We start from the raw sequence: 13,199 nt of genomic DNA, 5'->3' as shown, positions 1-13,199 counted from the left end.
GTTCTCGCCCCCCCGGCCCCAACGTCAGCCCTTGGGCACCGCCACCATGTCGAAGTCCGGGATGCGTTCGCGCATGAACTCACGCATCCGGTTGATGAGGGCCGCCTCAATCTGCCGGGCGCGCTCGCGGCTGACGCCGTACTTGTCGCCAATGTCCTGGAGCGTGAGCGGCTCGTCCGCGGTGAGGCGGTGCTCGAAGATGTAGCGCTCCTTGCCCTCCAGCGTCTGGGCGAAGGCGGCCAGGTTCTCCCGGAAGAGGGCCTTGAGTTGCTCGCTGCCCAGGCGCTCGTCGGCGGGCACCGCGCTGGACGGCAGGTAGCGGTCCGCCCGGGTGGAGCCCGAGTCCCCGTCGTTGCCCAGCGGCGCGTCGATGGACACCTCGTCGTGCCCCAGCCGCTGGTCCATCTCCACCACGTCCTGCTCGGTGACGTTGAGGCGCTCCGCCAACAGGCGCGGGCTGGCCTCGAAGCCCTGGGAGATGAGCTTCTCCTGCTCCTGGCGCAGCTTGAAGAAGAGCTTCCGCTGGGCCTCGGTGGTCCCCAGCTTCACCATCTTCCAGTTGTCCATGATGTAGCGAAGGATGTACGCGCGGATCCACCAGGCCGCGTAGGAGCTGAGCTTCACCCCCCGGTCCGGGTCGTACTTCTTCACTGCCTGCATCAGCCCGATGTTGCCCTCCTGCACCAGGTCCAGCAGGGACAGGGGGTTGCGGTGGTACTCGTGGGCCAGTTTCACCACGAGTCTCAGGTTGGAGGCCACCAGGCGGTAGGCCGCCCGCACGCTCCCCGAGGCCTGGTACTCCTTGGCCAGTTGGTGCTCCTCCTCCCGGGTGAGCAGGGGGTGCTTCGTCACCTCGGCCATGTAGGCCTGGAGCGGGTCCCGGTTGGTGAGGGCGCTGCTGCTCTCCGCGCGCACCAGGGCCGCGGGCCGGGCGGCGCGGGCGGGAGCCGGGGACTCCTCGATTTCCGCCTCCGCTTCATTCAATTCCGTCAGGTCCGGCTCCAGGGCGTCCGGGTCCTGGGCGGTCTCCTCGACCTCTTCGTCCAGAGCTTGCGGGTTTTCCGGAGTTGTCTGCCGGGCGGTCCCCGGGCGGGCGGAGGCCGCGGGGCGCTTCGCGCGGGGCCGGGGGGCGGCCGGACCATTGGTTCTCTTCCTCCCATTCGCCATGCGCGCTCCATACCCCAAAGTGCCGCGATTGTTGCCAGAGGGTAATGCAGGGGCTATGCCCATGCCCGATGAGCGACATCCAAGAGCCCACGCCGGGAGCCCCGGCGCCTGACGAAGCCACGACGCGTCCCGGCGAGTACATCGCGGACATCAGCTTCGAAGAAATGAACCTCTCCGAGCCCCTCCGCCGTGCACTGGCGGAGCGCGGCTACACCAGCCCCACCCCCGTGCAGGCCAAGGCCTTTGGCCCCGCGATGGCGGGCAAGGACCTCATCGTCCGCAGCAAGACGGGCACGGGCAAGACGGCCGCCTTCGGCCTGCCCCTGCTGGAGAAGATTCCCGCGGACGAGAAGCGCGTGCGCGCCCTCATCCTCTGCCCCACGCGCGAGCTGGCGCTCCAGGTGGCGGAGGAGCTCACCACGCTGGCCAAGTACAAGGGCGTGAAGGTGGCGGCCATCTACGGCGGCGCCTCCATGAAGCAGCAGGAGGACGCGCTGGAAGAGGGCACGCCCATCATCGTGGGCACCCCGGGCCGCGTCTTCGACCACATCAACCGCGGCAACCTCAAGCTGGACGGCTGCGACCACGCCATCCTCGACGAAGCCGACGAGATGCTGAACCAGGGCTTCTACGAGGAGGTCACCCGCATCCTCGACCGTCTTCCGAAGACGCGCCAGGTGCTGCTCTTCAGCGCCACCGTCCCCACGGACATCCAGAACCTCATCGCGCGCTACACGACGAACGCGGAGACGCTGCTGCTGTCCGGCGACGTCTTCACGGTGGAGCACATCCACCACATCCGCTACGACGTGTCGGATCAGTTCCCCAAGCCGCGCAACCTCATCTACATCCTGGAGAAGGAGGAGCCCTCCAACGCCATCATCTTCTGCAACACGAGGGATGACACGGCGCTGGTGACCGCGGTGCTCAACCGCAACGGCTTCGACGCGGAATTGCTCAACGGAGACCTGCCGCAGAAGGAGCGCGAGCGGGTGATGGGCAAGGTGAAGCGCGGCGAGGTGGCCTTCATGGTCGCCACGGACATCGCGGCGCGCGGCATCGACATCTCCGGGCTGGAGTACGTCATCAACTACTCCCTGCCGGAGGACCCCGCCGTCTATCTGCACCGCGTGGGCCGCACGGGCCGCATCGGCAACAAGGGCACGGCCATCAACCTCTTCTCAGGGCGCGAGCTGGCGACGTTCACCGTGCTGGAGAAGAAGTTCGGCATCAAGTTCGAGATGCGCGAGATGCCCGCGCCCGAAGAGGCCATGCACCTGTGGACCGAGCGCCACGTGCGTGAGCTCCGCGAGGGCATGGGCAGCAGCATCTTCGAGGGCTTCCTGCCCCTGGCCACGCAGCTCAAGCAGCGCCCGGACGCGGACGACCTCATCGCCTTCCTCATCAAGTACTACTTCAGCCACCTGCGCATGGAGAAGGCGCAGGCCGCCGGGGAGACGGAGAAGCGCGAGCCGGTGGAGAAGAAGCCGCTGGAGCGCCGGGGCAAGGACCGCGACCGTGAGCGCGACCGCGAGCGTCCCCGCCGTGAGGAGCGCGGCGAGCGCACCGAGCGTCCCCGCCGCGACGAGCACCCGGACCGCGAGCGCCGTCCGCGCCGCGACGAGCCGCGCCGCGAGGACCGGGGTGAGCGCCGGGGTGCCGGTTCCGCCGCGCTGGAGGCGGGCCCGGGCGAGACGAAGCTCTGGGTGAACCTGGGCACCGCGGACGGCCTGGGGCCGGGCAGCATCGCCACGGCCATGGAGGACGCGGGCGCGCCGCTGGGCAAGATGGTGCGCGCGGAGCTGCGCCCCACGTTCGCGTACGTCTTCGTGGCGGAGGAGGACTCCGCGGGCTTCGAGGCGCTCAACGGCAAGCAGCACGGCGGCAAGACGCTGCGCGTGGAGAAGAGCAAGCCGCGCAGCGAGCGCGACACCACCAGCGCCCGCCCGCCCCCGTCCCCGGACGCGGGCCCCGGCGAGGTGAAGCTCTGGGTGAACCTGGGCATGGACGACGGCATGGACGAGGCGAAGCTGCCCGCCACGCTGGAGGCCATGGGCGCCCCGGCGGGCAAGGTCATCAAGGCCCTCACCCGCCCCACCTACGGCTACGTCTACGTGCCGGAAGGTGACGCCGAGGGCTTCGAGTCGCTCAACGGCAAGGCGCACAACGACAAGCCGCTGAAGCTGGAGCGGCACCGTCCGCGCGGCCAGCGTGAAGAGCGCCGCCCCCGTCACGAGTCCCTGCAGGACCTCCCCGGCCAGGCGCGCCTGTGGGTGGGCCTGGGCCGTCAGGAAGGCCTGGATGAGGCGGGCGTCACCGCCGCGCTGGAGGCCGCGGGCGCTCCGGCGGGCAAGGTGCTGCGCACCGACCTGCGCCCCACGTACGCGTATGTCTTCGTGGCGGAGGAGGACGTGGAGGGCTTCGAGTCCACCCACGGCAAGCCGCACGGCGAGGGCAAGACGCTCAAGGTGGAGCGCGCCAAGCGCAAGTAGTGCTTCCGCGCCTTCGGGGGGCTCACGGCCCCCTCAAGGCTCCGGAGCCGTCTTCTTCCTGCGGGCCCGGTGGTAGTGCGCCACGCACAACCCCCGGGCCAGCACGGGCCGGCCGCACTCCGGTGAAGCGCAGGCCGCGCTGGCCTCCTTCGCCGGGGGAGTCGAAGCGCCCGGCCCACCGCTGAACATCGCCTCCGCCACGGCCATCAGGCGGTCCACGTCGTCCCGGCCCAGCTTCTTCAGCCGCACCCACTCCACCAGCCGATGAGCCCCCGCGTCCTCCGCGTCCTCCAGCCGGAACAGCTCCCCCAGCGGCAGCTCCAGCGCGGCCGCGACCTGGAGGAGCGTGTCGTAGCTGGGGTTGCGCTCGCCGCGCTCCAGCAGGGACACGAAGCTCACGGAAATGTCGCACCGGGCGGCGAAGTCCTCCTGGGTGAGGCCCCGGCGCTCGCGCAACGTGCGGATCCGCCGCGCCAGTCCCTGCAGGGACGAGCCGGCGTCGCTGTCGTCCGGGGAGTGGGGGCGCATGGACGCACCCATCGTAGCGCACCGCTTCTGTTAAGGTTTTCCGTCTGTCCTCAGGAGTGAAGCCCACCATGAACGCCGTCGACGGCACCAACTACTACTTCCGCAAGGCCGCGCGGGTGATGGACGTGGGCACGCCCATCGAGACGCTCCTGGCCACGCCCCTGCGCGAGGTGAAGGTGCAGGTGTCCATCGAGATGGACTCCGGCGAGATCCGCACGTTCCTGGGCTACCGCATCCAGCACGACAACAGCCGCGGCCCCATGAAGGGCGGCCTGCGCTACCACCCCGCCCTGGACCAGGACGAGTGCGTGTCGCTCGCGTCGCTGATGACGTGGAAGACGGCCGTGGTGAACGTGCCCTACGGCGGCGCCAAGGGCGGCGTGGCCTGCGACCCCGCGCAGATGAGCCTCAAGGAAGTGGAGCGGCTCACGCGCAAGTTCGTGGATCAGATTCAGGACGTCATCGGGCCCACGCGGGACATCCCCGCGCCGGACGTCAACACCAACCCCCAGGTGATGGCCTGGGTGATGGACCAGTACTCGCGCTACCACGGCCATTCTCCGGCGGTGGTGACGGGCAAGCCCCTGGAGCTGTACGGCTCCAAGGGCCGCGAGGCCGCCACCGGGCGAGGCCTGCTCTACGTGTGCCGTGAAATCCTGAGGGATCTGGGCATGCCGGTGAAGGGCACGCGCTTCGCCATCCAGGGCTTCGGCAACGTGGGCAGCCACATCGCGCAGCTCATCTGGGGCGACGGCGGCGTGGTGGTGGCCGCGTCCGACGTGCTGGGCGGCATGTACAACCCCACGGGCCTGGACGTGCCGTCCCTCTTCGAGCACGTGAAGCGCACCGGCACCGTCACGGGCTTCAGCGGCGGCACGCCGTGCCGCAACGAGGACGTGCTCGCGGCGGACTGCGAGGTGCTCATCCCCGCGGCCCTGGGCCACGTGCTCACTCGCGACAACGCCAACAGCGTGCGCGCGCGTTTGGTGGTGGAGGGCGCCAACGGCCCCACCCAGCCAGAGGCGGACGACATCCTGGAGAAGCGCGGCATCTTCGTGGTGCCGGACATCCTGGCCAGCGCGGGCGGCGTGACGGTGAGCTACCTGGAGTGGGTGCAGAACCTCCAGCACGTCTCCTGGGAAGAGGACCGCGTCAACGCGGAGCTGGAGAAGACGATGAAGGAGGCCTACGACCGGGTGGCGCAGATTGCACGCTCGCGAAAGGTCTCCATGCGGACGGCCGCCTACATCCTGGCCATCGGCCGGGTGGGCAAGGCCACGGTGCTGCGCGGCATCTGACGCACCCCGCCGCGCGCGCGGGCAGGCAGGCGTGGGGCTCCGGGCCGCTTCCGTGCGGGGCGCGCTTCCGCTACACGCCCGGCCATGATGGTCACCCTGCAGGACATCCAGGCGGCGCGCGAACGGATCCGCACCGCGCTGCGCCCCACGCCGTGCCCCGCGTCGGACTACTTCACGGAGAAGACCGACTGCGCGGTGGTGTACTTCAAGCTGGAGAACCTCCAGCGCACCGGCGCCTTCAAGGAGCGCGGCGCGCTCAACAAGCTGCTGACGCTGACGGAGGAGGAGAAGCGCCGCGGCGTCATCGCGGCCTCCGCCGGCAACCACGCGCAGGGCGTGGCGTACCACGCGCGCCGGCTGGGCATCCGCGCCACCATCGTGATGCCGGAGCGAACGCCGCTCATCAAGGTGACTCGCACGCGTGACGACTACGGCGCGCGCGTGGTGCTCAAGGGCGCCAACTACGACGAGGCCTACGCGGAGGCCCTGCGCATCCAGGCCGCGGAGGACCTGGTGTTCGTGCACCCCTTCAACGACCCGCACGTCATCGCGGGCCAGGGCACCATCGCGCTGGAGCTGTTGGAGCAGTGCCCGGACCTGGAGCTGGTGGTGGTGCCGGTGGGCGGCGGCGGGCTCATCTCCGGCGTGGCCGTGGCCCTGAAGCAGACGAACCCGCGCATCCAGGTGGTGGGCGTGCAGGCCTCCACCATCGCCAGCATGAAGGCGTCGCTGGATGCGGGGAAGCGCACGGAGCTCACCAACGCGGGCACCACCATCGCGGACGGCATCGCGGTGAAGGTGCCGGGGGACCTCACCTTCGAGCACGTGCGCAAGTACGTGGACACGGTGGTGACGGTGGACGAGGAGGAGATCGCCGCCGCCATCCTGATGATGCTGGAGCAGGAGAAGTCGGTGGCGGAGGGCGCGGGCGCGGCGGGGCTGGCGGCGCTCGTGAACGGCCGGATTCCGCAGGCGAAGGGCAAGCGCGTCGCCATCATCGTGGGCGGCGGCAACATCGACATGAACGTCATCAGCCGCATCATCGAGCGGGGCCTCGTGAAGGCGGGCCGCCTGGTGCAGCTGGAGGTGCGGCTGCCGGACCGGCCCGGCGTGCTCGCGCGGCTCACCACGCAGATTGCCGAGATGCGCGCCAACGTGGTGGACCTGCACCACGACCGCGCCTTCTCCAAGGCGGGCCTGGGCGAGGCCACGGTGGAGGTGATGCTGGAGACCACCGGGCACGCGCACATCCAGGAGCTGATGGCCGCGCTGGAGGCCCAGGGCTGGCAGGTCGCCCGGACGTAGGGCGGGGAGGCTTGCGCGGGCGCTCGGGGCTTCGGCGATACTCCGGAAACCCATGAACACGCCCCTCATCGCCCTGCTGCTCCTCGCCGCCGCTCCTCCCGCGCAGAAGGCGAAGGAGCTGGCCGCCCACAAGGAGTGGGAGGAGCTGTACCTCGCGTTCGCCGCCGCGGACCCCGCCTCCTACCCGGAGGCGCAGCGGCCGTCCGTGGCGGGCCCGCTGCTCAAGGGCTGCGAGGCGCTGCTCCCGGAGGACGCGGTGATGGCGTACTCGCTGGGCGAGCGCGCCGTGGCCTTCCAGGAGACGGCGGGCGGCCTGCGCTGCCTGGCGCGCTCCGCGCTGAAGACGGATCAGCGGGCCGCCGCGGAGGAGGCGCTGAAGAAGGGCCTGGCCACCTTCCCCAAGGACGGCGCGTTCGCGCTTGAGCTGGGCCGGTTGCAGTTGCAGGACAAGGACTCGGCGGGGGCGCTGGCCACGCTGCAGCAGGTGCCCGCGAAGTCGAAGGAGGCCGCGGAGGCGAAGAAGCTGATGCAGCAGGCGCGCTCGCAGGTGTCGGAGGAAGGGGCCGCGCGGCGCGAGGCGGAGCGCCTGGAGCAGCGGATGAATGGCGAGCCCACCCCGGGGGACACGCGCCAGGCGAGGGCGACCGCGGGCGGAGAGGTCCGTACGGCGGGCCTGAGCTACGAGTCCGGCGTGGGCAAGGACGGCATGCGCGTGCGCCAGAACAGCCGCTTCGCCATCCGCTACTTCAACAGCGACCGGGACTTCGGCCAGCGCGCGGAGTACGAGGGCAAGGTCGTGTCCGCGCTCGACGAGGCCTATGAGTTCACCCAGCGCACGCTGGGGAAGGCCCGCGAGCGGCAGCTGAACGTGGTGCTCTACACGCGCGACGAGTTCGCCACGCACATGGGCGCCCGGTTCGCGTCCGCGGTGGCCGGCCTGTACTCCGAGGACGCCATCCGCATGAACGACGCGGCGGAGCTGACGCAGGCGACGAAGGCCACGCTGGTCCACGAGTACGTGCACGCGGCGGTGGACGAAATCTGCCCGCGCGGAGGCGGCGCCCTGCCCCGCTGGTTCAACGAGGGCCTGGCCGAGTACATCGAGTGGCGCTACCTGGGGCTGGACGGCCCCCCGCGCCATCTGCGCGAAGTGATGAAGGGCCAGGCGAAGCAGGGACGGTTGCCCAAGCTGTCGGACATGGACCAGCAGGCGCCCATCTCCATGTCCCAGCCCGAAGTCGCCTACGGAACATCCGCCATGGCGGTGCGGGAGCTGGTGCGGCTGGGGGGACAGGAGAAGCTGCTGGACTTCATCCAGAAGGCGGGCCAGGCCGACTCCTTCCAGGAGGCCCTGAAGGCCACCTACGAGAAGGACTTCGCCGGCCTGGACCAGGCGGTGCGTGCCGCCCTCTCGGGGAGGTAGCGGCCGGTCGGGCGTGGCGGATTGGTTTACCCCCTGGCGGGAGTCCCCTACACTCGCGACCCTCCAAGATTTCTGCTGCGGCGGTCCCCCCAAGACGCTGGCGCAGCAAGGTGACGGATGTCCGATACGCGCGCCGCGATGAGAGAGTTCCGCTTCCTGGATGAGAAGCGGAAGCTGGGAAGTCTGTCCGCTGTCGAGGAAGCTCGCTGGGTCGAGTTGCGCGGCCTTTTGGGCATCCAGGACGCGGCGGACACCGCGGCGGCGGCCCAGGCCTGGGCGCAGCCCGAGCAGCAGCAGCCCCAGGGGTACTACGGCGAAGACGGCCAGTGGTACGCCTACCCCGCTGGCTACGACCCGAACGCCCAGGGGTACTACGGCGAGGACGGCCAGTGGTACGCCTACCCCGCCGGCTACGACCCGAACGCCCAGGGGTACTACGGCGAAGACGGCCAGTGGTACGCCTACCCCGCCGGCTACGACCCGAACGCGGCGGCCTATGATCCGAACGCAGCGGCCTATGATCCGAACGCCGCGGCGGCCTGGGCACAGCAGGGTTACGACCCGAACGCGGCGTATGACCCGAACGCCGCGGCGGGCTACGCGGCCCCGGTGGATCCGCAGGCCTATGCCCCTCAGGCCCCCGTCGAGCCGGACAGCCTGAACCTCAGCACGGACGACATCGACATCCCCTCGCTGAGTGAACCCGCGCCGTGGATGCCGCAGGCCCCCGCGGCGGCCGCGCCTGCTCCGGCGGAGGCGACGTGGGACACGAGCGCCGAGGAGGACTTCTCCGGGCTGTCGACGGAGACGCCTCCCCCGGTGGCCGCCCCCGAGCCGGAGCCCTCGCTGGAGGATTCGTTCGCGGACCTGTCGATGGAGGTCGAGTCGGAGGCCCAGGCCCCGGCGGCGTCCGGGCTGGATCCGATGGCGGAGGCGCTGGCCTCCGCGGAGCACGCGGTCGGAGAGGCGGAGCTGCTGGAGGCCGAGCCCGTCTCCGAGGCGGTGCTGGCCGAGGACCTGTCGCCCGTGGATGCGGCGTGGGACGCGGCGCCACTGGCGGTGGAGTCCGAGGAGTCCCGGGCCAGCGCGCTCGATACCGCGCCGCTCGCGGTGGAGCCGGCGGCGCAGGCCGAAGGTACGGCTTCGGATTGGGACTGGAGCGACGTCGCCACGGCGGAGCCCGCCGCGCCGGTGGAAGCCGCCGTGGAGGAGGCCCAGTCGGTCGCCACGGAGACGGCGGAAGCGTGGGGCACGGACGCGGACCCTGTCGCCGAGGCGCCGGAGCACGGTGGAGAGATCGCGCTCGGCGCGGGTGACATCGCGGAGGCGTGGACCGACGGCGCCACGGAAGTGCCCGCGGAGGAGATCGCCCTGGACGCGGGCGATGTCGCCACGGAGTGGCAGCCGGAGACGGCCAGCGCGGAGTCCTGGCAGTCCGGTGGAGCTGCCTCGGCGACCGGTACGACCGAGGTCGAGGCTGCGTGGCAGGCGACCGCGGAGGCGGAGGAGATCCCGCTCAGCACGAGCGACGTCGCCACGGACTGGCAGGCGGAGGGTGAGACTCCCGCGGCCGATGCGATCGCGCTCGGCACGAACGATGTCGTCGCCACGGACTGGCAGGCGGAGGGTGAGACTCCGGCGGAGGAGGTCGCGGTCGCCACGGACTGGCAGACCGGCGGCGAGGCCGAGGCGGAGGAGATCGCGCTCGGCTCGAATGACGTCGCCACGGACTGGCAGGCCGACGCGACGGAAGCTCCTGCCGAGGAGATCGCACTCGGCACGAGCGACGTCGCCACGGACTGGCAGGCCGACACGGCCGCATCCGCCGACGAAAGCGCACTGGCCTCCGGTCATGCGGTGACGGAGTGGACGGCTGACAGCGCCGTCGCCACCGGGGCGCCCGCCGAGGAGAGCGCGCTCGAGTCGAGCGAGGTCGCCACGGATTGGCAGTCGGGCAGCGCCTCGAGTGATGTCGCGACGGAGTGGCAGGCCGACAACGCGGCGCCGGTGCAGACCTCCGCGGAGGAGATCACGCTCGGCACGGATGACGTCGCGACGGAGTGGCAGGCTGGCGCGGAGACGCCCGCCGAAGAGATCGCGCTCGACGCCAACGATGTCGCTCACGAAGGCGCCGCGGATGGGTCCTACGATGGCGCGGCCTCGGCGGTCGCGGCCGGTGTGGAGGCCCAGACCTTCGACGTGGCCGACCTGGGAGCCGAAGAGGAGCAGCAGCTCACTCCGCCGCCCTCCCCGTTCGCGAATGAGCCGGGCATTCCGTCGCTGCGGATCCGCAGCATCCCGGTTGGTCCGGACATCGAAGCCGACACGCTGGAGCTCGGCTCGGACGATGTCGAGCCCGCGGCCGAAGTGGCCCCTGCATCGGAGCAGTGGGGCGAGCTGAGCGGCAGTGCCGACGACGCCGTGCCGCTGGCCACCGCCTCCGAGTCGCTCGCCGAAGCGCAGTCCGGGGAGTCTTCGGCGTGGGACACCTCGGGACAGGATGCGCAGTCGTGGTCCGCCGAGGGAGCGCCTTCGGACGCCACCGACACCGTGGGATTGCAGGACGCGTCCGCCGCCATCGAGCTCCAGCCCGAGTGGGCCTCCGATGCCGTGGAGCCCGCCGCCCCCATCGAGCTCCAGCCTGAATGGGCCACCTCCGCTGACACGGCGGAGGAAGCCGCTTCGACGCAGGCGTGGTCCGGTACCGCATCGTCCGAACAGCCCACCGCGCCCGCGTGGGATGCCCCGGCCGCCGAATCCGCGTGGGTCGCCTCCACGGCCGCGCCCGTCGCGGATGCCCAGGGAGGATGGACGCCCCCGTCCGAAGAGGCTCCGCTGATCGAGGCCCAGTCCGAATGGGCCACGCCTGAGGCCGACGCCGCGCAGCCGGCACAGGCTTCCGACTGGACCGCCACGGAAGAAGCCGCTCCCATCGAGGCACAGCCGGAATGGGCCACGGAAGAAGCCGCGCCCGTCGCCGCGCAGCCGGAGTGGGCCGCCGCTGAAGAGGCCCCCATCGAAGCGCAGCCCGAGTGGGCCACGGAAGAAGCCGCGCCCGTTGCCGCGCAGGCCGAATGGGGCTCGGAGGAGGCCGCGCCGCTCGAGGCCCAGCCGGAATGGAACACCACTGAAGGCACCTCCACCGTTCCCACGCAGCCGCAGTGGGGAGCCGACGAGGCCGCGCCCATCGCTGCGCAGCCGGAATGGGCCGCCGAAGAGGCTCCCATCGAGGCCCAGCCCGAGTGGGCTGCTGCTGAAGAGACCGCGCCCGTCGCCGCGCAGCCGGAGTGGGCCGCCGCTGAAGAGGCCCCCATCGAGGCACAGCCTGAGTGGGCCACGGAAGAGACCGAGCCTGTTTCAGCGCAGTCCGAGTGGGCCACCACGGACGCGACGCCTGCCGCCGCGCAGCCGGAGTGGGCGACGACCGACAGCACCCCGGAGGCCGCGCCGATCGAGGCCCAGCCGGAGTGGGCCACTGCCGACGCCGCCGCTCCGGTCGCTGCGCAGTCGGAGTGGGAGACCGCGGAAGCTGCCGAGCCCGCGGCACCGCAGCCGGAGTGGGCCGCGACCGAAGAGGCAGCCCCCATCGAAGCGCAGCCGGAGTGGGCCACCGAGGAAGCCACGCCCGTAGCGACGCAGCCTGAATGGGCCACGGAAGAAGCCGCTGCGCCCGTCGCCGCGCAGTCCGATTGGGCCGCCGCCGAAGAGGCGCCCATCGAAGCGCAGCCGGAGTGGGCTGCCGCCGAAGAGGCGTCCATCGAAGCGCAGCCTGAGTGGGCCACGACGGAGGCCGCCGCGCCCGTCGCCGCGCAGTCCGATTGGGCCACCGCCGAAGAGGCGCCCATCGAAGCGCAGCCTGAGTGGGCCACGGAAGAAGCCGCCACGCCCGTCGCCGCGCAGCCCGAATGGGCCGCCGCGGAAGAAGCTCCCATCGAAGCGCAGCCCGAATGGGCCGCCGCGGAAGAAGCTCCCATCGAAGCGCAGCCCGAGTGGGCGACCACGGAAGAAGCCGCACCCGTCGCCGCGCAGTCCGAATGGGCGAGCACGGAAGCCGCTGCTCCTGTCTCCGCACAGCCGGAGTGGGCCGCCACTGAAGAAGCCGCGCCCATCGAAGCGCAGCCTGAATGGGCGACGACGGAAGCCGCCGCACCCGTCGCCGCGCAACCCGAGTGGGCCGAAGAAGAAGAAGCTCCCATCGAAGCGCAGCCCGAATGGGCCACCGAGGAAGCTGCGCCTGTCGCTGTGCAACCCGAGTGGGCCGCCGAAGAAGAAGCCCCCATCGAAGCGCAGCCCGAATGGGCCACCGAGGAGGCTGCGCCTGTCGCTGCGCAACCCGAGTGGGCCGCCGAAGAAGAAGCCCCCATCGAAGCGCAGCCCGAATGGGCCACCGAGGAGGCCGCCCCCGTCGCCGTACAGCCGGAGTGGGCCGCCGCCGAAGAAGCTCCCATCGAAGCGCAGCCCGAGTGGGCCACGGCGGAAGCCTCCGCACCTGTCGCCGCGCAGTCCGAGTGGGCCGCCGAAGAGGCACCCATCGAAGCGCAGCCGGAGTGGGCCGCCGCCGAAGAGGCTCCTCTCAAAGCACAGCCGGAGTGGGCCACGACGGAGGCCGCCACGCCCGTCGTCGCGCAGCCCGGATGGGCCGCGGCTGAAGAAGCCCCCATTGAAGCGCAGCCCGAATGGGCGACCACGGAAGCCGTGACCCCGGGCGCGGATCAGTCGTGGGCCGCCACGGACGCCGCCGCGCAGTCGGAGTGGGCCGCCACCGAGGACTCCTCCGCGAGTTCCTCCTGGGCCCAGCCGTCCACCGACGCCCAGCAGCCATGGGACGCCCCGGTCGAGGAGGCCGCCCCTGCGTGGGGCGCCGCTCCCGCCACGCCGGAATGGGGTGCCCCCCAGGCCCCCGCCGCGCGCTCCTCCTGGGCTGTCTCTTATACACATCTGACGCTGCCGACGAATAGCCTCGTGTGGAGATAGCGGGGGGCCGTA

At 71.2% G+C, this 13,199-nt stretch carries 6 protein-coding genes; 4 read left to right on the top strand and 2 right to left on the bottom strand.

The genetic code is table 11. The features are described from left to right. Positions 1 to 24: 24 nt before the first annotated feature. The gene (locus D7X99_RS39675) at positions 25 to 1,167 is read right to left on the bottom strand and encodes an RNA polymerase sigma factor RpoD/SigA (protein WP_121782282.1); all 1,143 of its coding nucleotides are present in this window, start codon (positions 1,165 to 1,167) and stop codon (positions 25 to 27) included. A gap of 68 nt (positions 1,168 to 1,235) precedes the next feature. Between D7X99_RS39675 and D7X99_RS39670 the strand changes: the two genes are divergently transcribed. Further along, positions 1,236 to 3,659, top strand: a complete 2,424-nt coding sequence (locus D7X99_RS39670) for a DEAD/DEAH box helicase (RefSeq protein WP_121782281.1) — start codon at positions 1,236 to 1,238, stop codon at positions 3,657 to 3,659. A gap of 33 nt (positions 3,660 to 3,692) precedes the next feature. On the opposite strand, the gene D7X99_RS39665 is transcribed toward D7X99_RS39670, so the two are convergent. Beyond that, positions 3,693 to 4,187 (bottom strand): helix-turn-helix domain-containing protein, encoded by a 495-nt coding sequence (locus D7X99_RS39665; RefSeq protein ID WP_120581008.1) that lies wholly within the window; start codon positions 4,185 to 4,187, stop codon positions 3,693 to 3,695. 68 nt (positions 4,188 to 4,255) lie between these two features. On the opposite strand from D7X99_RS39665, the gene D7X99_RS39660 reads away from it, so the two are divergent. The 3 genes from D7X99_RS39660 (at position 4,256) to D7X99_RS39650 (ending at position 8,213) form a co-directional block, all read left to right on the top strand. Beyond that, a complete protein-coding gene (locus D7X99_RS39660; RefSeq protein ID WP_014399186.1) occupies positions 4,256 to 5,485 on the top strand; it encodes a Glu/Leu/Phe/Val dehydrogenase in 1,230 nt (409 codons plus the stop codon). 87 nt (positions 5,486 to 5,572) lie between these two features. Then, the gene (locus D7X99_RS39655) at positions 5,573 to 6,790 is read left to right on the top strand and encodes a threonine ammonia-lyase (protein WP_121782283.1); all 1,218 of its coding nucleotides are present in this window, start codon (positions 5,573 to 5,575) and stop codon (positions 6,788 to 6,790) included. Between the two features lie 52 nt (positions 6,791 to 6,842). Beyond that, positions 6,843 to 8,213, top strand: coding sequence for a tetratricopeptide repeat protein (locus D7X99_RS39650; protein ID WP_121782280.1), 1,371 nt, complete (start codon positions 6,843 to 6,845; stop codon positions 8,211 to 8,213). Positions 8,214 to 13,199: the final 4,986 nt, after the last annotated feature.

It is taken from the genome of Corallococcus sp. AB032C (assembly GCF_003668935.1).
GTDB lineage: Bacteria > Myxococcota > Myxococcia > Myxococcales > Myxococcaceae > Corallococcus > Corallococcus exiguus.
This window is presented reverse-complemented; position numbering and strand designations above follow the sequence as displayed.